The organism is Pseudomonas sp. Z1-14 (assembly GCF_051132005.1).
Classification (GTDB): Bacteria; Pseudomonadota; Gammaproteobacteria; order Pseudomonadales; family Pseudomonadaceae; genus Aquipseudomonas.
On sequence record NZ_CP071646.1, the window covers coordinates 2,663,778 to 2,682,521 of the forward strand.

Here is an 18,744-nt window from a genome sequence, read left to right on the forward strand (position 1 = left end):
AAACCGGCGCGGTTGGTGATGGTTTCATTAAACCCTGTGATCGACACCCGGCCTATCTGCCGAATGGCATAGGCGATCGGCACCGGTTGGCCGATGGCGAGGCTCGCGAAGGCCGGCACAGTGGGCTCATTGAAACCCAAAGGAACGCTACGATGAAAATGAAAACCTGTGCCATTGCCGCTTTTCTCCTGCTGGGCGCACCCCTTGCCCAAGCGCTGGAGACCACGCCGTTTGTCTACAGCACCGTGGCCGAGCAGCCGCAGAACGTCAACGACCGTGAAATCGCCGGGCTGTTCGACCGCTGGAACGCTGCGTTGAAGACCGGCAGCGCCGTCGCGGTCACCAGCCTGTACGCCCCGGATGCGATTCTGCAACCGACCGTCTCCAACAAGGTGCGCAGTACCCCGGCGCAGATCCAGGACTATTTCGTGCACTTCCTGGCGGCCAAACCGGTCGGGGTGATCAACTACCGGGAAATCCGTCACCTGGGGCCTGACGCGGCAATGGACAGCGGAGTCTATACCTTTACGCTGACCCAGGCCGACGGTTCCAAGCGGGAAGTGCAGGCGCGCTATACCTTCCTTTACGAGCGACTCGACGGCCAGTGGAAAATCATCAACCATCACTCGTCGGCCATGCCGGAAGTACCGAAGACCCTGCAGGCCAGCCACTGACGGCGGGCGATATACGGCGCGCCCCTGGTGTCCAAGGGCGCCTGCTTCGCCAGACGTTTTGACCGTCGATGAATTAAAGCCTTGGATTCGCCTGGGAACATTAATTAGAATCAGTCTCATTTAAGACATTCTTGCCCAGGGCGACTTCACATGCTTGATGCAGCTAAGCCGGCGGAGCACGCCCTCGACGCGTTATACCGTGACCATGGCGGTTGGCTGGAAGGCTGGTTGCGACGGCGCATGGGCAATGCCTGGGATGCCGCCGACCTGCGCCAGGATACGTTCCTGCGCGTACTGTCCAGCGCCCAGTCGCTGGCCGACCTGCATGAACCGCGCGCCTACCTGTTGACGGTGGGCAAGCGCTTGTTGAGCAATTTCTACACCCGCCGCCATCTGGAACAGGCTTATCTCGACGCGTTGGCCAGCCTGCCCGTCGAATGCGTGCCGTCACCAGAACAGCGGTGGCTGCTGCTGGAAACCCTGCAGGCCCTGGATGAATTGCTCGATGGCTTGGCGCCGATGGTGCGTCGGGCGTTCCTGTGGAGCCAGCTCGAAGGCCTCGGTTATCGCGAGATCGCCGAGCGCCTGCAAGTCTCCGAACGCACCGTGAAGCGTTATATGGCCCAGTCCTACGAACATTGCCTGCTGGTGGACTTCTGATGCGCCAGGCTCCGTCGGCCGAAGCCCGTGAAGTCGCCCGGGCGGCGGCCCGCTGGCTGGCGCTGATCGAGTCAGGCGCCGATGAATTCGATCATGGCGCGTTGCAGCGCTGGCGCGAAAGCAAGGCCGAGCACGAAGCGGCCTGGCAGAAAGCCCAGCGCCTGCGCCAGCGGTTTGCCGAGGTGCCGTCAGCGTTGGGCCTGGCCACCCTGGATCGTCCCGCACTGGCCCGTCGCAACGTACTCAAGCGCGCGTTGGGTGTCGCCGCGCTGGTACCGACCGCGTGGTTGCTGGGACGTGAACTGCCGCTGGAGGCCTGGCGCGCCGACCTGCACACCGCCACCGGGGAACGCCGTCGGTGGACGCTGGCCGGTGGCAACGTTTTGCAGTTGAACACCGACAGCGCTGTGGACCTTGACCTCGAGGCGCGCCGCGTGATGCTGCTGCGCGGCGAGATCGCCCTGAAAGTCGTCGACGGCCCCTTGGCGGTCCAGCTGCCCTACGGTGAGGTGAATGTCGGCCGAGGCGAAGTCTGTATTCGCCTGGATCAACGCAACTGCCGGGTTTCGGTAGTCAGCGGCGCTGTGCTGCTGCAGCCTGCGCAAGGGTCAGCGCTGAGGCTCGAAGAAGGCCAGCAGGTCGACCTGGGTGCCACTGGCGCGAATGCGACCAGCACGTTCGACGCCGGGCAGATGGGCTGGCGTGAAGGCGTGCTCGTGGCGCAGAACCAGCCGCTGGGGGATTTCCTTCGCGAGCTGGACCGTTATCGCCCCGGCGCGTTGCGCTGGGACGAAGGGTTGGAAGCGCTCCGCGTCACCGGCAGCTTCCGTCTGGAAAACACCGACCGGATCCTCGCGCTGCTCTCGGCCAGCCTGCCGCTTGAGGTGCACATGCGTACCCGTTACTGGGTCACCTTGACGCCGCGAAAAAATATCGCCTGAAGCCTGTCCCCTTTTTTTGTCTCGCTTGTCATTCAAGGCAACTGAACAAAAAACGAGAGTCGCCCCAATGCCCGCAGCAGTATCTTTACGTTTTCGTCCGGCCCTTGCTGGCTGGCGCCCGTTGCTGAACCTGAGCCTCATGCTGAGCCTGAGCTCCGGTGCGTTTTTCATCTCGCCCAGCCAGGCCGAGGAAAGCGCCCGGCGCAGCTATCAGGTTCCCGCCGGCAGCCTCGGCGCCGCGCTGACCCGGTTCGCCGGCCAGGCTGGCGTCAACCTCTCGGTGGACCCGGCCCTGGTGAGCGGTCGCAACAGTGCCGGGCTCGCTGGCGAGTTTGGCGTGGAGGAGGGATTTGCCCGGCTGCTGCAGGGTTCTGGCCTGCAGCTGCAGCCAGTAGGGGAACAGGCCTACATGCTCACTCCTGCGGCGCAAGGCAGCAGCCTGCAACTGGCGCCGACCTCGATTTTCGGCGCCACCGGCGCGACGCAAGGCGATCCCTACGCAGGGGGACAGGTGGCACGGCGTGGATCCCAGGGCTTGCTCGGCTCCCGTGACTTCATGGAAACGCCGTTCAGCATGACCACCTACACGGGGGAGACGGTCAAGAATCTGCAAGCACGGACCCTCGGTGACCTGGTCGCCAGCGACCCCTCGGTGCGCGCCACCAACCCGGCGGGCGGGCGTTATGAGCAATTCACCATTCGTGGCTTGAGCCTGTTCAACAGTGACGTGGCCTATAACGGCCTTTATGGCGTGCTGCCGACTTATACAATCGACATGGAGATGGCCGATCGCGTCGACATCCTCAAGGGCCCGACCCAACTGATCAACGGGATCTCGCCGCGAGGCAGCGTCGGCGGCGGGATCAACGTAGTGCCCAAGCGGGCCACCGACAAGCCGATCACGTCCCTGACCGGCAGCTACGCCTCCGACAGCCAGCCCGGCGCTGCCGTGGATGTCGGCCGCCGTTTTGGCGAGGACAAGCAGTTTGGCGTGCGTTTCAACGGCGTCAAGCAGGCCGGCGACACCGACTGGGATCATCAGCGCGTGGACCGCCAGATGGCCGTGCTGGGCCTGGATTTTCGTGGCGAACGCCTGCGTCTTTCTACCGATATCGGCCACACCGAGCGTGACACAGACGCACCGCAAGAGCGCGTCCAGGTTGGCGCCGCCGCGCCGGTACCGCATGCCAGCGATGTGCGACGCAATTACGCGCAGCATTGGAGCAAGGCGCGTACCGAGGACACCTTCGGCGCTGTGAACGGCGAATTCGACGTCAGCGACTCGGTCATGCTTTACGGCGGTGTCGGGGCGCGCAAAAGCAACCACGACTTTCTGCGGCACAACGTATCGGTCACTAATGCGGCCGGCGATTTCACCGTGTCGCCCCGCGACTTTACCCGGGACGAGAATGTCCGCACGGCCAATGCCGGGGTGCGCAACTGGTTCCAAACCGGCCCGGTGAGCCATGAGCTGAACCTGGCGGCCAGTTATTTCTACATGGATTTCGAGAACGGCGGCGCCCGTTATGCGAACGGGCGCAGCAACCTCTATGACCCGGTGCCGACACCGACGCCGAACACCCCCACACGGCCGGACCCGAAGGTCTACACCGAGAACCACTTCAGCGGCGTGGCGCTGTCCGACACCCTGGGGTTCTTCGATGACCGGCTGCTGCTGACCCTTGGCGCCCGCTGGCAGCGGGTGGAAGTTGACGACTGGTCCGATGGGATCAAGGGTCCCACCGCCTATGACGAGGAAAAAGTCTCGCCGTCGGGCGGCATCCTGTTCAAGGCCACCGACAAGCTGTCCCTCTATGCCAACTATATGGAAGGCTTGAGCCAGGGCAAGATCGCGCCGACGTCCTCGGACAACAGCGATGAAATCTTCCCGCCGTTCATCAGCCGCCAGGTCGAGGTCGGCGCCAAGTACGATGCCGGCGCGCTGGCCGTTACCGCCGCCGTGTTCCGGATCAAGCAACCGGCCTATGCCACCGACGCCACGACCAACGTCTTCGGGCCGAACGGCAAGCGCGAGAACACCGGCGCGGAAGTCAGCGTATTCGGTGAACCGGTCAAGGGATTGCGCCTGCTCGGTGGCGTAATGTACATCGACAGCGAACTGACCGACACCACCAACCCTGCGTTTGACGGCAACCGCGCGCCGGCGACACCGGAGTACAACGTCAACCTGGGTGCCGAATGGGACGTGCCGACTGTGCAGGGGTTGACCCTGACCAGCCGCGGCATCTATTCCAGCTCGCAGTACCTGGATCCGTCCAACACCAAGGAAATCGATTCCTGGGAGCGGTTCGACGTCGGTGCGCGGTATGCCTTCAAGGTCGATGACAAGCACATCACCTTGCGCGCCAATATCGAGAACGTGGCGGACAAGCGCTATTGGAGTTCGGCCGGGGCTTCGGACGACAGCGAGCCGGGGCTGACCCTGGCGACGCCGCGCACTTACCTGGTGTCGGCGACTGTCGATTTCTGATCGCAGTTGATGTTTATCCTGTGGGAGCGATCAGCCATGAAATTCTGGTCGCCCAATCCAACTGTGGGAGCGAGCCTGCTCGCGAAGAGGCCGGTACGTTCAACATCTTCATTGAATGTGATACCGCTTTCGCGAGCAGGCTCGCTCCCACAGGGGATGCATTGGCCTTTTAAAAAGGCAATGTCAGGCGTCGCGAAACAGGTCGTGGGCATCCAGCAGCCGCCAGGCGATTTCAGGCCGTTTCTCCAACCCCCGACGGATCGCCGCCGGAATCGACTGGCGGATCTTGCGGCACAGGCCTGGCTGTTCCTGGAACTCGATAGCAATGCCGCGCATGGTCCGCACTTCGTTGTAACCCGGCTCGATGGTCACCCGTACGCCGAGGTTTTCATACAGCCGCTGCTGCAAGCGTTCAAGCTCGTCCAGGCTCTGGATGTTTTCCAGTCGCTCAAGCAGGCGTTTTTCTTCCTGACGATTCAGGCAAAGGATGCGCAAATCGCTGCCTGGCGTTTGCAGCAACGCATCACGCCCGCAATCACAGACGCCGGGCGGGCAGGGGGGACGGATCGGCATCGACGCGGTCATGGGCTCCACAAGTTCTGCGACACAACAAAACCGCCTTTGGGCGTAGGGGCGACCCGGGCAATGTGATGCCTCGCGGCGCGCTGGTCAACCCTCCCTAGAAGCCACTGGTCCGCGACCGGACAGGGGCCGCTCGTCTGTTTTGCCGCGATCCGATCAAATTTTTCAGCGCCGGGAGGGCTCAAGAAGACAATCACGTCGCGGCTCGCTCCGACAGCTGGGCCGCTTCCGGAAAAAGGAGAACCCATCGTATGCAACCCGATCCGTCCACCTTACCGCTGCTGGAAGAATTGCTGATGGCCCGTGGGCCCGGCGGGCAGGAGCATGAAGTGCGCGACATCTGCCTGCGGGAACTGCGGCCGCATTGCGACGAGACCCGGGTCGACCCGGCCGGTAATGTCATTGGCCTGATCAAGGGCACACGCCCAAGCGGCAAGGCGAACCAGCCCATCCGGATCATGGCGCACCTGGACGAAATCGCCATGCTGGTCAAACGCATCGAACCGGACGGTACATTGCGCGTGGTGGCCCTGGGCGGCGCCAATCCGATCAATTTCGGGGTGTGCCCGGTGGACATTCTCGGCGACCGGGATTTCATTCCCGGCGTACTGTCGTTCGGATCGATGCACAGCACCGGTGAAACCCATCAGGGCGCCGATGTTCTGTCGGGGAACGTCAATTGGGGCGATGTCCATGTGATCACCCGGTGCTCCGGTGAGCAGCTGCAAACGCACGGCGTGCGGCCCGGTACCCGGGTAGTGCTGAGCCAGCATTGGCGGCGTCCGTTCCGGGTCGGCGATGCCATCGCGGCGCATTTCCTCGACGACCGCGCGCCGATGGTCGCGACACTGCAAGCCGCAAGGTTGTTGGCTGAGCGCCGCGAAGAACTGAAGAACGACGTTTATTTCGTCTTCACCACGCAAGAGGAAGAGTCCAATGCCGGAGCGCTTTATGCCGCCAGCCATCTGCCGGGGGATGCCACGGTAGCGGTTGAGGTGGGCCCGATCATTTCTGAATACGCTACCCGACTGAGCGTCGATCCGATCATCAACACTGGCGATAAAAACGGTTGCTACAACCGTGAGATCGTCGACCAGCTGTACCAGGCCGGCAAACGTCGCGGGTTGACGCCTCAGTTCGCGCTGCTGGTGGACTTTGCCAGTGACGCCAGCGCGATCATGAGCAGCGGCGTGTCGGCCCAGGGTGGCTGCATTGCCATCCCGACTGAAAACACCCACGGTTACGAGCTGATTCTGGAAGGAAGTATCGAAGCCTGCGCGGTAACGTTGCTGGAATTCCTGCTGGATCGCGGCCACGACTGACACGCCATCTGCCAATGTGGGAGCGAGCTTGCTCGCGATGGCGGTGGGTCAGCCGACGGAAATATCGACTGTGCCATCCCATCGCGAGCAAGCTCGCTCCCACAGGGGCTTGTGTTACAGCCCCAATTCGGACAGCCCCGGATGATCATCCGGACGACGACCCAGCGGCCAATGGAATTTACGCTCGCTTTCCTTGATCGGCAGGTCGTTGATGCAGGCGTAGCGATTGGACATCAAGCCGTTTTCGTCGAACTCCCAGTTTTCGTTGCCGTAGGAGCGGAACCAGTTGCCTGAGTCGTCGTGCCATTCATAGGCATAACGCACGGCGATGCGGTTGTCGGTGAACGCCCAGAGTTCCTTGATCAGCCGGTAATCCAGCTCCTTGGCCCATTTACGGGCCAGGAAGGCCTTGGCTTCTTCCCGGCTATGGACGAACTCGGCGCGGTTACGCCAGTGGGTGTCGAGGGTGTAGGCCAGCGATACCTTCTGCGGATCACGAGAGTTCCAGCCGTCTTCGGCCAGGCGAACTTTCTCGATCGCTGTTTCACGGGTGAACGGCGGCAGCGGCGGGCGAACTTCAGCAGAGGACGACATGGTTAAGCTCCCGATAAATGAATGATGAATTGCACTATTGCCTGTCTCAACGGCAGTCTGTCTCAACGACGGTCTTGCGATACGCGTGTTGCTTATTCGATAGCCAGCAGGGTTTTCAGAACGTGCTGTGCCTGATCGGCTGCATTGTGATCGCCCATGACCAGTGCAACGGTGATGGCCCCATCGATCAGGATAAGCAGCTTCCCCGCCAGCACTTGCGGTTGCTCGATGCCTTGATCGCTGCACAGGCGGGTTACATAGTCGAGCAGCTTCTGTTTGTGCATCTTTGCAACCTGGCGGACCGGGTCCTGCGGGTCGCCGGTTTCGCCGCTGGTGTTGATGAAGGCGCAACCGCGAAAACCTTCGCTGTCGAACCAGCCCTTGAGCACCGGAAACAGGTTCAGCAACCGCGCGAGCGGCGTCGGCGCCTTGTCCACTTCGCTGCAGAACCAGTGCATCCAGCGTTCATCGCGGCGCTTGAGGGCGGCGACAACCAGGTCCTCCTTGTTGGCGAAGTAGCGGTAGATGCTTTTCCTCGAGACGCCGGCGGTTTTCACCAAAAGGTCCATGCCGGTGGCGGCGATGCCACTTTTGTAGATCAACTTTTCGGCGACATCGAGGATGATGTCGCGTGTTTCATTGCTAGTGATTTCGTTCATGTCTCGAACAGTAGAACGATCGTTCTCCTTGGTCAATTGTTTTTTCGTCGCGAAGGGGAGGCCCAAACCCGCGCGTCATGGTGTAAGCTCATCCGTTCTTCGGATTCGACCTTTTGCGAGCCCTATGCCGTCGCTTTTCAAACGCTCCCTGCTGCCCAAGCTGCGCAGCTTTCCACTCACCGCCGAGGCTGTGACCATCCTCGACGGCGCCGCCGAGTTTCGCCGTTGCCTGCTGGAGAAAATTGCCCAGGCGACCCAGCGCATCTACATCGTCGCGCTCTACTTGCAAGAGGACGAGGCCGGCCAGGAAATCCTTGACGCCTTGCATGCCGCCAAAGCCGCGCGCCCCGAGCTGGACATCGCCGTGGTGGTGGACTGGCTACGGGCCCAGCGCGGCCTGATCGGCGCCAAGAAGCAGCCGGGCAACTCGGCGTGGTACCAGCAGCAGACCCGCGTCCATGACAGCGAAGTGCCGATCTACGGCGTGCCGGTGCAGACTCGCGAGCTGTTCGGCGTGCTGCACTTGAAAGGCTTTGTGATCGATGATTGTGTGCTCTACAGCGGCGCGAGCCTGAACAACGTCTACCTGCACAAGTTCGACAAATACCGCTACGACCGATATCACCTGCTGCAGAACAGCGCGCTGGCCGACTCGATGCATCATCTGGTGCAACATGGCCTGATCGCATCCAGGGCGGTGCATCGCCTTGACCTGCCGAACCTGCCCAGCACCCGCAGCTTGCGCAAGGACATCGGCGACCTGCGCAGCCGTCTCAAATATGCAACCTATGACACCACGGCCGGCAGCCTCGACAAGGACGGCCTGTCGGTGAGCCCGCTGCTGGGCGTCGGCAAGAATAATCCGCTGAGCAAGGCGATCAGCGAGCTGATCGCCAGCAGCCGTCAGCAACTGACCATCTGCACGCCCTATTTCAACCTGCCGCTGGCCGTGACCCGGGACATCAACCGTGCCCTGGCGCGCGGGGTACGGATCGACATCATCGTCGGCGACAAGACCGCAAACGATTTTTATATCCCGCCCAGCGAGCCGTTCAAGATCATTGCGGCGTTGCCCTATCTGTACGAGATCAGCCTGCGCCGCTTCGCCAAGCGGCATCAGCGCTTCATCGACAGCGGCCAGTTGAACCTGCGTTTGTGGCGCGACGGCGATAACACCTACCACCTCAAAGGCATGTGGGTCGACGAGCGCTACACCTTGCTCACCGGCAACAACCTCAACCCGCGGGCGTTTCGCCTGGATCTGGAAAACGCCCTGTTGCTCGACGATCCCAAAGGGGAGTTGCTGGGGCCGCGGCAGGCTGAGCTGGAGCGGATCTATCAACACACCCGGCGGATCGAACGCTACCTGGACCTGGAGACCCTGCCGGACTATCCCGCCGCGGTGAGCAAGTTCCTGAAACGGGTCAGCCGGGTGCGAATAGAGCGACTGCTTTACCGGATCCTGTGAACCGCCGCGCCATGTCGGAAAAAGACACCATCTCCATCCAGCTGGTGCGCGAGGCGCTGCTGCAAAGCTGCGCCCCTGGAGCCGCTACCGAAGAAGTCCTGAGCAAGGTCGGTATCGACCCCGCATGGCTCGACGAGCCCCAGGCGCGCGTGCCGGCCCACGCCTATGCGCGACTCTGGCGCCTGCTGGCAAGGCGGCTGGATGACGAGTTCTTCGGCATGGACCCGCGCAAGCTCAAGTCCGGCAGCCTGGCCTTCCTGTGCCAGTGCGCCATGGCCCAGCCGACGTTGGCGACCGGGTTGACGGCGGGTCTGGGTTTCCTCTCCTTGATGCTTGAACACCTGCCGGCGCAGTGGGTTCGCCAGCAAAGCCTGGCGGAAATCGTTCTGCTCGAAGACGACCAGGACCCGCGCCGGGCCTTTACCTATTTCACCTATTGGATGATCGTCCATGGCGTGGCCTGCTGGCTCGCCGGGCGGCGCATTCCAATCCTGTCCGTCGAGTTGCGTTGCCCGGCGCCGGATTTCTGCGATGACTACCGCGTGATGTTCTCGCAGAACCTGCGCTTCGACCGGCCCCGTACGCGGATGATCTTCTCCGCCGACTGCCTGGACCTGCCCATCCGCCGCAGTCCGGAGGAGCTCAAGCGCTTTCTGGCCCAGGCCCCGGCGAACATCCTGGTCAAATACCGCGACCCGCAAAGCCTCGCCAGCCGTATCCGCCATGATCTGCGCCAGCTGCCCGCCGAGCAGTGGCCGGAAACCGAGGCCCTGGCTCAACAACTCTGCGTTTCCGCATCGACCCTGCGCCGCCGCCTGGCGGATGAGGGCCAGACTTACCAGGGCCTGAAAGACAGTGTGCGCAAGGAGCTGGCGATCGCCTGGCTGGCCGAACCCTCCATCAGCTTCGTCGAAATCGCCGCGCGGCTGGGTTTTGCCGATGCCAGCTCGTTCTACAAGGCGTTTCGCAAGTGGTCCGGGTCCAATCCCGGGCACTATCGCAGCCTGATTCTCAACGAGGCTGACTGATCCGGATTCCTGGTTGACTGGGCTGCCGTCTTCGCGAGCAGGCTCGCTCCCACATGGGACGGTCAATTTTCAATGTGGGAGCGAGCCTGCTCGCGAAGAGGACCTCACTGACAACACACCCCCCGATCCATGGCCAAACCAGTCAAGCAACTTGAAAGCTTTGACCATTGCCCCGCAGCCCCTTCGGCGCGAGTATTTCCCTGCTATTCACGGTTCCCCCACCAATAAAAAGTACAGAGGGATTCTGGTCATGCGCGATTATTCGTCCGCCACGTCGCAGTTCGATTACCTGCACACCGCCAATGCCGCTTTGCACGGTTCGCTCGAGGCGCTCAATGCCTGCGTGGAATGTTGCGACCGACATGCCTTGCCGGGGCGCATCGCCTTGTTCTGGGAGGGGCGTGACGGCAGCGATGCGACGTGGACTTACCGTGACCTGCAGGACAACGCCGCGCGTTTCGCCAATTTCCTGCGCGCCCAAGGTGTCGGCAAGGGTGACAAGGTCGCCGGCCTGCTGCCGCGCAATGCCGAACTGCTGATCTTGGTGCTCGCCACCTGGCGTATCGGCGCGGTGTACCAGCCCCTGTTCACCGCATTCGGACCCAAGGCCATCGAGCACCGCCTCGGCAGTTCCGGCGCGCGCGTGGTGGTCACTGACGCCAGCAACCGGCCCAAGCTCAACGAAGTGCTCGGGTGCCCCACCATCGTTACGGTCGGCGGGGCGAAGGGCCAGGGCATCGTCCGCGGCGATTACAGTTTCTGGGCCGAACTGGCCAACCATTCCGACCAGTGCGAACCGCTGATGCTGACCGGCGAAGATCCGTTCCTGCTGATGTTCACCTCCGGCACCACCGGGCCGGCCAAGGCGCTGTCGGTTCCGCTCAAGGCCATCGTCGCATTCCAGAGCTACATGCGTGACGCCGTGGACTTGCGCCCCGAAGACGCGTTCTGGAACGTCGCTGACCCGGGCTGGGCCTACGGCATCTATTTCGGCGTGACCGGGCCTCTGGCGCTTGGGCATCCGATCACTTTCTACGATGGCCCCTTCACGTTGGAAAGCACCTGCCGGGTGATCAACAAATACGGCATCAGCAACCTGGCGGGCTCACCAACGGCCTACCGTTTGCTGATCGCTGGCGGCGAGCAGTTCGCCCGCTCGATCCAGGGCAAGCTGCGCATCGTCAGCAGCGCCGGCGAGCCGCTGAACCCGGAAGTGATCCGCTGGTTTGCCGAGAACCTGAACGTGGTGATCCATGACCATTACGGCCAGACCGAGCTGGGCATGGTGCTGTGCAACCACCACGGCCTCGACCACCCGGTGCATTTGGGCGCGGCCGGTTTTGCCTCGCCGGGCCACCGCATCGTGGTGCTGGATGAAAATCAACGGGAGTTGGGGGTAGGGCAGCCAGGCATTCTTGCCGTCGATCGCAGCCAGTCGCCGATGTGCTGGTTCGCCGGTTACGAAGGCGGGCCGACCAAGGCGTTCGTCGGCGATTATTACTTGAGTGGCGATACCGTCGAATCCAACCCCGACGGCAGCATCAGCTTCGTCGGCCGCAGCGATGACGTGATCACCACGTCCGGCTATCGCGTTGGCCCGTTCGACGTGGAAAGCGCGCTGATCGAGCATCCGGCCGTGGTAGAAGCCGCGGTCATCGGCAAACCCGACCCTGAGCGCACCGAGCTGGTGAAAGCTTTTGTGGTGCTCAGCGCTCAGTACCGCGCAGCGCCGGAGCTGGCCGAAGAATTGCGCCAGCATGTGCGCAAGCGCCTGGCGGCCCATGCGTACCCCCGTGAAATCGAATTTGTCAGCGACTTGCCGAAGACCCCCAGCGGCAAGTTGCAGCGCTTTATCTTGCGCAACCAGGAGATCGCCAAGGCTCAAGAGGCCTTGGCGCAGAACGTTTCAGCTTGAATCCAAGGAAACCATGATGCAGATCGACAACAAGATTTTTCTCGTCAGCGGCGGTGCTTCCGGCCTCGGTGCGGCCACCGGCGAAATGCTCGTCAAGGCCGGCGCCAACGTGATGCTGGTCGACCTCAACGCCGATGCGGTGGCCGCCCAGGCGCAAAAGCTCGGTTGCCGGAGCGTGGTCGCCGACATCAGTAACGAAGCGGCCGCAGAAGCGGCAGTCAAGGCCACGGTGGATGCGTTCGGCGGCTTGAACGGTCTGGTCAATTGCGCCGGCATCGTGCGCGGGGAGAAGATCCTCGGCAAGAACGGCCCGCACGCACTCGAAAGCTTCAGCCAGGTGATCAACGTCAACCTGATCGGCAGCTTCAACCTGCTGCGCCTGGCTGCAGCGGCCATCGCCGAAACCGAGGCCAATGCCGACGGCGAACGCGGGGTGATCATCAATACCGCCTCGGTAGCAGCCTTCGACGGTCAGATCGGCCAGGCCGCCTACGCGGCGTCCAAGGGCGCGATTGCCAGCCTGACCCTGCCAGCCGCCCGTGAACTGGCGCGCTTCGGTATCCGCGTAATGACCATCGCGCCAGGGATCTTCGAAACCCCGATGATGGCCGGCATGACGCCGGAAGTACGTGACTCCCTGGCCGCCGGCGTGCCGTTCCCGCCGCGCCTGGGCAAACCCGCCGAGTACGCCGCGCTGGTCCGGCATATCATTGAAAACAGCATGCTCAACGGCGAGGTGATCCGTCTCGACGGCGCCTTGCGCATGGCCGCCAAATAGGAGGATTTGTCATGTCCAACGATCCGATTGTCATTGTCAGCGCCGTCCGCACCCCGATGGGCGGCTTCCAGGGCGAACTGAAAAGCCTCAGCGCGCCGCAGCTGGGTTCCGCCGCCATCAAGGCCGCCGTGGAGCGGGCCGGCATTTCGCCACAGGCGGTTGAAGAAGTGCTGTTCGGTTGCGTGCTTGCCGCAGGCCAGGGCCAGGCACCGGCACGCCAGGCGGCGCTGGGCGCCGGGCTCGACAAATCGACCCGCTGCACCACGCTCAACAAGATGTGCGGTTCAGGCATGGAAGCGGCAATCCTCGCCCACGACATGCTCGTCGCGGGCAGCGCCGAAGTGGTGGTGGCTGGCGGAATGGAAAGCATGTCCAACGCGCCGTACCTGCTCGATCGTGCCCGCAGCGGCTTGCGCATGGGCCATGGCAAGGTGCTCGACCATATGTTCCTCGACGGCCTCGAAGACGCCTACGACAAGGGCCGCCTGATGGGCACTTTCGCCGAAGACTGCGCCGAGACCAACGGCTATAGCCGTGAGGCCCAGGATGCCTTCGCCATCGCGTCCACCACCCGTGCCCAGCAGGCGATCAAGGACGGCAGCTTTGACGCCGAGATCGTACCGGTGCAGGTCATGGTCGGCAAGGAACAGGTCACCATCCGTCACGACGAGCAGCCGCCCAAGGCGCGGATCGACAAGATCGCCACGCTCAAGCCGGCGTTCCGCGACGGTGGTACGGTGACGGCGGCCAACGCCAGCTCGATTTCCGATGGCGCCGCCGCCCTGGTACTGATGCGCCAGAGCCAGGCGCAGCAGCGCGGTCTGAAACCGCTGGCGGTGATTCACGGCCACGCCGCGTTCGCCGACGCCCCGGGCCTGTTTCCCACGGCACCGATTGGTGCGGTGAAAAAACTGATGAGCAAGACCGGCTGGTCGCTGGGCGACGTCGATCTGTTCGAAGTCAACGAAGCTTTCGCCGTGGTCGGCCTGGTGACCATGGACAAGCTGGAAATCCCCCAGGACAAGGTGAACGTCCACGGCGGCGCCTGTGCCCTGGGCCACCCGATCGGCGCATCCGGCGCGCGAATCCTCGTGACGCTGCTCTCGGCCCTGCGCCAGAAAGGCCTCAAGCGCGGCGTCGCGGCGATCTGCATCGGCGGCGGCGAAGCCACCGCCATGGCCGTCGAATGCCTGTACTGAGGAATCACAATGCTTGCGACTGAAGAACAGACCCAGATCCGCGACATGGCCCGGCAATTCGCCCAGGAGCGCCTGAAGCCGTTCGCCGCCGAATGGGACCGTGAGCACCGCTTCCCCAAGGAGGCCATCGCTGAAATGGCCGAACTGGGCTTTTTCGGCATGCTGGTGCCGGAGCAGTGGGGCGGCTGTGACACGGGTTACCTGGCCTATGCGATGACCCTGGAGGAAATCGCTGCCGGCGACGGTGCCTGCTCGACCATCATGAGCGTGCACAACTCGGTGGGCTGCGTGCCGATACTCAAATTCGGCACCGACGAGCAAAAGGCCCGGTTCCTCACGCCGCTGGCCAGTGGCGCGATGCTCGGCGCTTTCGCCCTGACCGAGCCCCAGGCTGGCTCCGACGCCAGCAGCCTGAAGACGCGGGCGCGGCTGGAGGGCGATCATTACGTGCTCAACGGGTGCAAGCAGTTCATCACGTCCGGGCAGAACGCTGGCGTGGTGATCGTGTTTGCTGTCACCGACCCGAGCGCCGGCAAGCGTGGCATCAGTGCATTTATTGTGCCCACCGATTCGCCGGGCTACAGCGTCGCGCGGGTCGAGGACAAACTCGGCCAGCATGCTTCCGATACCTGCCAGATCCTTTTCGAGGATGTGAAGGTGCCGGTGGCCAATCGTCTCGGGGAGGAGGGTGACGGCTACAGGATCGCCCTGGCGAACCTCGAAGGCGGGCGAGTCGGCATCGCGGCGCAGTCGGTGGGCATGGCCCGCGCGGCGTTCGAAGCCGCTCGCGACTATGCCCGTGAACGCCAGAGCTTCGGCAAGCCGATCATCGAGCATCAGGCCGTGGCGTTCCGCCTGGCCGACATGGCGACCCAGATCGCCGTGGCGCGGCAGATGGTGCACTACGCCGCCGCGCTGCGCGATGCCGGCCAGCCGGCGTTGGTAGAAGCGTCCATGGCCAAGCTGTTCGCCTCGGAAATGGCCGAGAAGGTCTGCTCCATGGCCTTGCAAACCCTCGGTGGCTACGGTTACCTCAACGATTTCCCGCTGGAGCGCATCTACCGCGACGTGCGGGTCTGTCAGATCTACGAAGGCACCAGCGACATTCAGCGCATGGTCATTTCGCGCAACCTTTGAACAGGAGTCCCGCATGAGCTACGAAACGATTTTATTGGAGATCAAGGACCGTGTTGGCCTGATCACTCTCAACCGTCCCCAGGCGCTGAACGCCCTGAATGCGCAGATTGTCAGCGAGCTGAACCAGGCGCTGGACAGCCTGGAGGCGGATCCGAAGATCGGCTGCATCGTCCTGACCGGCTCGAAAAAAGCCTTTGCCGCCGGCGCCGATATCAAGGAGATGGCCGAACTGACCTATCCGCAGATCTACCTGGACGATCTGTTCAGCGACAGCGACCGGGTTGCCAATCGCCGCAAGCCGATCATCGCGGCGGTGAACGGTTTTGCCCTGGGCGGCGGCTGCGAACTGGCCCTGATGTGCGACTTCATCCTGGCCGGTGACAACGCCAGGTTCGGTCAGCCGGAAATCAATCTCGGCGTGCTGCCGGGCATGGGCGGCACCCAACGCCTGACCCGTGCGGTGGGCAAGGCCAAGGCCATGGAAATGTGCCTGACCGGACGCTTCATCGATGCGGTGGAAGCCGAGCGTTGCGGCATCGTGGCGCGCATCGTTCCGGCTGACGAGTTGCTGGACGAAGCCCTGAAAACCGCGGCCTTGATCGCCTCCAAATCGGTGCCCATCAGCATGATGGTCAAGGAGAGCGTCAACCGCGCCTTCGAAGTCAGCCTGTCCGAGGGTGTGCGTTTTGAACGCCGGGTATTCCATGCGGCGTTCGCCACGCTGGATCAGAAAGAAGGCATGGCGGCGTTCGTGGCCAAACGCGCGGCGGAGTTCCAAGACAAGTAATGCGACGTCACCACTGACGCCATCGCGAGCAAGCTCGCTCCCACAGGGTTTGGCGGCGTACACAGATGTTGCGTACCCCGCCGATCCACTGTGGGAGCGAGCCTGCTCGCGAAGCTTTTGGCATCACACCAGGTAGTGCCTGAGCTCCCGAGCAATCACCATCCGCTGAATCTCGCTCGACCCTTCGTAGATCTGGGTAATCCGCGCGTCGCGGTAATAGCGCTCCACCGGGTAATCCTCAAGATAGCCATAGCCACCATGGATCTGAATGGCCGAGGAGCAGACTTTCTCGGCCATTTCCGAGGCGAACAGCTTGGCTTGCGACGCCTCCGACAGGCATGGCTTGCCGGCGCTGCGCAGTCGCGCGGCATGCAGGATCAGCAGGCGAGCGGCGTTCAGGCGGGTGTGCATGTCGGCCAGCAGATTGGCGATGCTCTGGTGTTCGATGATCGGTTTGTCGAACTGCACCCGATCCCGGGAATAGGCCAGGGCCGCTTCGAATGCCGCGCGGGCGATGCCCAGGGCCTGGGCGGCGATGCCGATGCGCCCGCCTTCGAGGTTGGACAGGGCGATGGCCAGGCCCTTGCCCCGTGCGCCCAGCAGGTTGGCTTCGGGAATGGTGCAGTTGCTCAGCGTGACGGCACAGGTGTCCGAGGCACGAATGCCCATCTTGTGCTCGGTGCGGTCAACGATGAAACCGGGCGTGTCGGTGGGCACCAGGAACGCCGAAATGCCTTTTTTGCCAAGGTCCGCATCCGTCACGGCAAACACGATCGCCAGCTTGGCGCGCTTGCCATTGCTGACGAACTGCTTCGCGCCGTTGATTACCCATTGACCATCTTTCAGTTCCGCCCGCGTACGCAGGTTGTGCGCCTCGGAGCCGGCCTGTGGTTCGGTCAGGCAGAAGCAGCCGATGGCCTGGCCGCTGGCGAGATCCGCCAGCCAGGTCTGTTTCTGGTCATCGCTGCCGAAATTCAGCACCGGCCCGCAACCTACGGAGTTGTGGATGCTCATCAGTGCTCCGGTAGCACCGTCACCTGCCGAGATTTCCTCCACCGCCAGGGCGTAGGCCACGTAGTCGACATAGGTACCGCCCCATTCCTCGGGCACCACCATGCCCAGCAGGCCCAGCTCGCCCATTTTTGCCACCAGCCCATCGTCGATCCAGCCGGCTTTTTCCCAGGCCTGGGCGTGGGGCGCGATTTCACCGCGGGCGAAATCACGGGCCATGTCGCGGATCATCACTTGTTCTTCGGTCAGCTCAAGGTCGTGCATGTTCAATTCCCGTGGTAGTCGAAGCCGTCGAAGAAACTCGCCACATGGTCGGCGTCCAGCGCCTCCAGGGTCGGTGGGTTCCAGCGCGGGTTCTTGTCTTTATCGATCAGCAGGGCACGTACGCCTTCGATCAGGTCGCCGCGCGCGAACCATTGCCGGTCCAGGTGCAGCTCCAGGGCAAAACAGTCTTCCAGGCTCAGGTGCCGGCCGCGTCGCAGCATTTCGAGGGTCACCGCCATCGCCAGGGGCGAGCGGGTTTCCAGCAGCTCGGCGGTCTTCAGCGCCCACTCGTGGCTGTTGGCGACCGTGACCTGGCGCAACTGCTCGACCATGCTCGGAACATCCGGCAGGGCGAAGAAATGATCGATCACCGGCCGCAAGTCGGCCAGGGGCGGGGCAGGCAACTGTTGGACCGCCATTTTCGCCAGCAGGCTTTGCAGGTCCTTGAGCGGTGAATCGCGCCAGTCCAGGCGGTCGAGACGTTCATCGAGCTGGGTCATTTTCTGGCTGTCGAGATACCAGTCGGCCAGCCCGCAGTACAGCGCGTCGGCAGCGCGGATCTGCACCCCACTGACGCCCAGGTAGATACCCAGTTCACCGGGAATGCGCGGCAGGAAATAGCTGCCGCCGACATCCGGGAAATAGCCAATGCCGACCTCGGGCATGCCCAGTCGGCTGCGCTCGGTCACCACCCGCAGGTCGGCGCCTTGCACCAGACCCATGCCGCCGCCCAGTACGAAGCCGTCCATCAAGGCGAGGATCGGTTTGCGGTAATGGTGGATAGTCAGGTCGAGGGCGTATTCCTCGACGAAGAAGTCTTCGTGCAGCGTGTCGCCCTGCTTGTGGCTGTCGTACAGCGAGCGGATATCGCCGCCCGCACAAAACGCCTTGTCGCCGGCTCCGCGCAAGACAACGGCGCGGATCTGCGAATCGGTGGCCCAGCTATCGAGTTGCTGCTGCAAGCTGCGCACCATGCCCAGGGTAAGGGCGTTCAGGCCGGCGGGGCGGTTCAGGGTCAGGTGGCCGATGTGGTTGCGAACGTCGACCAACACCTCGTAGGGCGCGGTTTCGATGCTGCCCGCAGCTTGGGATGAAACCTGAACTGTCATCGCTAACTCCCTGCTTTTATTGTTCTTTATAAATTTTTAAGCGCGTACCCGGTCGGGATCGTAACAGCGCAAATTTGCATTGCACAACCGGGATACGTGCAGGTCCTGTCTGCATATTTATAGCA

The 18,744-nt window shown here is 62.9% G+C and carries 17 protein-coding genes; 12 read left to right on the forward strand and 5 right to left on the reverse strand.

Annotated features, from left to right (window positions below):
• The first annotated feature begins 152 nt into the window (after nt 1-152).
• From J3P89_RS12145 to J3P89_RS12160, 4 genes are all read left to right on the forward strand, one after another.
• The gene (locus tag J3P89_RS12145; RefSeq protein ID WP_305500949.1) at nt 153-674 is read left to right on the forward strand and encodes an SgcJ/EcaC family oxidoreductase; all 522 of its coding nucleotides are present in this window, start codon (nt 153-155) and stop codon (nt 672-674) included.
• Nucleotides 675-824: 150 nt separating this feature from the next.
• Nucleotides 825-1,334, forward strand: a complete 510-nt coding sequence (locus tag J3P89_RS12150; RefSeq protein ID WP_434697664.1) for a sigma-70 family RNA polymerase sigma factor — start codon at nt 825-827, stop codon at nt 1,332-1,334.
• Nucleotides 1,334-2,275: a FecR domain-containing protein gene (locus J3P89_RS12155; protein ID WP_434697665.1), complete on the forward strand. Its 942-nt coding sequence runs from the start codon at nt 1,334-1,336 to the stop codon at nt 2,273-2,275. Before J3P89_RS12150 ends, J3P89_RS12155 begins: the two co-directional genes overlap by 1 nt.
• 67 nt (nt 2,276-2,342) lie before the next feature.
• A complete protein-coding gene (locus J3P89_RS12160) occupies nt 2,343-4,766 on the forward strand; it encodes a TonB-dependent siderophore receptor (RefSeq protein WP_434697666.1) in 2,424 nt (807 codons plus the stop codon).
• Between the two features lie 183 nt (nt 4,767-4,949).
• On the opposite strand, the gene J3P89_RS12165 is transcribed toward J3P89_RS12160, so the two are convergent.
• Nucleotides 4,950-5,351 carry a hypothetical protein gene (locus J3P89_RS12165; RefSeq protein WP_434697667.1) on the reverse strand — a complete coding sequence of 134 codons (402 nt, stop codon included), beginning with the start codon at nt 5,349-5,351 and terminating at the stop codon, nt 4,950-4,952.
• A 248-nt stretch (nt 5,352-5,599) separates the two neighbouring features.
• Here J3P89_RS12165 and J3P89_RS12170 point away from each other — a divergent pair, with 248 nt between their 5' ends.
• A complete protein-coding gene (locus tag J3P89_RS12170) occupies nt 5,600-6,670 on the forward strand; it encodes a M42 family metallopeptidase (RefSeq protein ID WP_434697668.1) in 1,071 nt (356 codons plus the stop codon).
• A 114-nt stretch (nt 6,671-6,784) separates the two neighbouring features.
• On the opposite strand, the gene J3P89_RS12175 is transcribed toward J3P89_RS12170, so the two are convergent.
• Nucleotides 6,785-7,264, reverse strand: a complete 480-nt coding sequence (locus J3P89_RS12175) for a DUF1348 family protein (protein ID WP_434697669.1) — start codon at nt 7,262-7,264, stop codon at nt 6,785-6,787.
• Between the two features lie 92 nt (nt 7,265-7,356).
• Nucleotides 7,357-7,923, reverse strand: a complete 567-nt coding sequence (locus J3P89_RS12180; RefSeq protein WP_434657821.1) for a TetR/AcrR family transcriptional regulator — start codon at nt 7,921-7,923, stop codon at nt 7,357-7,359.
• A 124-nt stretch (nt 7,924-8,047) separates the two neighbouring features.
• On the opposite strand from J3P89_RS12180, the gene pssA reads away from it, so the two are divergent.
• From pssA to J3P89_RS12215, 7 genes are all read left to right on the forward strand, one after another.
• A complete protein-coding gene (gene pssA, locus J3P89_RS12185) occupies nt 8,048-9,391 on the forward strand; it encodes a CDP-diacylglycerol--serine O-phosphatidyltransferase (RefSeq protein ID WP_434697670.1) in 1,344 nt (447 codons plus the stop codon).
• 11 nt (nt 9,392-9,402) lie between these two features.
• Nucleotides 9,403-10,419 carry an AraC family transcriptional regulator gene (locus J3P89_RS12190; RefSeq protein WP_434568361.1) on the forward strand — a complete coding sequence of 339 codons (1,017 nt, stop codon included), beginning with the start codon at nt 9,403-9,405 and terminating at the stop codon, nt 10,417-10,419.
• Nucleotides 10,420-10,669: 250 nt separating this feature from the next.
• Nucleotides 10,670-12,334, forward strand: coding sequence for an AMP-binding protein (locus J3P89_RS12195; protein WP_434697671.1), 1,665 nt, complete (start codon nt 10,670-10,672; stop codon nt 12,332-12,334).
• A 16-nt stretch (nt 12,335-12,350) separates the two neighbouring features.
• Entirely contained in the window at nt 12,351-13,112 is a 762-nt protein-coding gene (locus J3P89_RS12200; RefSeq protein ID WP_434697672.1) for an SDR family NAD(P)-dependent oxidoreductase, read from the forward strand.
• Between the two features lie 11 nt (nt 13,113-13,123).
• Nucleotides 13,124-14,311: an acetyl-CoA C-acyltransferase gene (locus J3P89_RS12205; RefSeq protein ID WP_434697673.1), complete on the forward strand. Its 1,188-nt coding sequence runs from the start codon at nt 13,124-13,126 to the stop codon at nt 14,309-14,311.
• 9 nt (nt 14,312-14,320) lie between these two features.
• Complete coding sequence (locus J3P89_RS12210) at nt 14,321-15,448, forward strand: acyl-CoA dehydrogenase (protein WP_434630989.1); 1,128 nt, start codon at nt 14,321-14,323, stop codon at nt 15,446-15,448.
• A 13-nt stretch (nt 15,449-15,461) separates the two neighbouring features.
• Complete coding sequence (locus J3P89_RS12215) at nt 15,462-16,235, forward strand: enoyl-CoA hydratase (protein ID WP_434697674.1); 774 nt, start codon at nt 15,462-15,464, stop codon at nt 16,233-16,235.
• Nucleotides 16,236-16,358: 123 nt separating this feature from the next.
• On the opposite strand, the gene J3P89_RS12220 is transcribed toward J3P89_RS12215, so the two are convergent.
• Nucleotides 16,359-17,510 carry an acyl-CoA dehydrogenase family protein gene (locus tag J3P89_RS12220; protein ID WP_434697675.1) on the reverse strand — a complete coding sequence of 384 codons (1,152 nt, stop codon included), beginning with the start codon at nt 17,508-17,510 and terminating at the stop codon, nt 16,359-16,361.
• Nucleotides 17,511-17,512: 2 nt separating this feature from the next.
• Nucleotides 17,513-18,619 (reverse strand): enoyl-CoA hydratase/isomerase family protein, encoded by a 1,107-nt coding sequence (locus J3P89_RS12225; RefSeq protein WP_434697676.1) that lies wholly within the window; start codon nt 18,617-18,619, stop codon nt 17,513-17,515.
• Nucleotides 18,620-18,744: the final 125 nt, after the last annotated feature.

Bases quoted from the DNA above. Each gene is read 5' to 3' on its own strand.
- pssA (WP_434697670.1), top strand. From the start codon at position 8,048: ATGCCGTCGCTTTTCAAACGCTCCCTGCTGCCCAAGCTGCGCAGCTTT.
- J3P89_RS12210 (WP_434630989.1), top strand. From the start codon at position 14,321: ATGCTTGCGACTGAAGAACAGACCCAGATCCGCGACATGGCCCGGCAA.
- J3P89_RS12165 (WP_434697667.1), bottom strand. From the start codon at position 5,351: ATGACCGCGTCGATGCCGATCCGTCCCCCCTGCCCGCCCGGCGTCTGT.
- J3P89_RS12225 (WP_434697676.1), bottom strand. From the start codon at position 18,619: ATGACAGTTCAGGTTTCATCCCAAGCTGCGGGCAGCATCGAAACCGCG.
- J3P89_RS12160 (WP_434697666.1), top strand. From the start codon at position 2,343: ATGCCCGCAGCAGTATCTTTACGTTTTCGTCCGGCCCTTGCTGGCTGG.
- J3P89_RS12220 (WP_434697675.1), bottom strand. From the start codon at position 17,510: ATGCACGACCTTGAGCTGACCGAAGAACAAGTGATGATCCGCGACATG.
- J3P89_RS12190 (WP_434568361.1), top strand. From the start codon at position 9,403: ATGTCGGAAAAAGACACCATCTCCATCCAGCTGGTGCGCGAGGCGCTG.
- J3P89_RS12175 (WP_434697669.1), bottom strand. From the start codon at position 7,264: ATGTCGTCCTCTGCTGAAGTTCGCCCGCCGCTGCCGCCGTTCACCCGT.
- J3P89_RS12195 (WP_434697671.1), top strand. From the start codon at position 10,670: ATGCGCGATTATTCGTCCGCCACGTCGCAGTTCGATTACCTGCACACC.
- J3P89_RS12145 (WP_305500949.1), top strand. From the start codon at position 153: ATGAAAATGAAAACCTGTGCCATTGCCGCTTTTCTCCTGCTGGGCGCA.
- J3P89_RS12170 (WP_434697668.1), top strand. From the start codon at position 5,600: ATGCAACCCGATCCGTCCACCTTACCGCTGCTGGAAGAATTGCTGATG.
- J3P89_RS12215 (WP_434697674.1), top strand. From the start codon at position 15,462: ATGAGCTACGAAACGATTTTATTGGAGATCAAGGACCGTGTTGGCCTG.
- J3P89_RS12180 (WP_434657821.1), bottom strand. From the start codon at position 7,923: ATGAACGAAATCACTAGCAATGAAACACGCGACATCATCCTCGATGTC.
- J3P89_RS12155 (WP_434697665.1), top strand. From the start codon at position 1,334: ATGCGCCAGGCTCCGTCGGCCGAAGCCCGTGAAGTCGCCCGGGCGGCG.
- J3P89_RS12150 (WP_434697664.1), top strand. From the start codon at position 825: ATGCTTGATGCAGCTAAGCCGGCGGAGCACGCCCTCGACGCGTTATAC.
- J3P89_RS12200 (WP_434697672.1), top strand. From the start codon at position 12,351: ATGCAGATCGACAACAAGATTTTTCTCGTCAGCGGCGGTGCTTCCGGC.
- J3P89_RS12205 (WP_434697673.1), top strand. From the start codon at position 13,124: ATGTCCAACGATCCGATTGTCATTGTCAGCGCCGTCCGCACCCCGATG.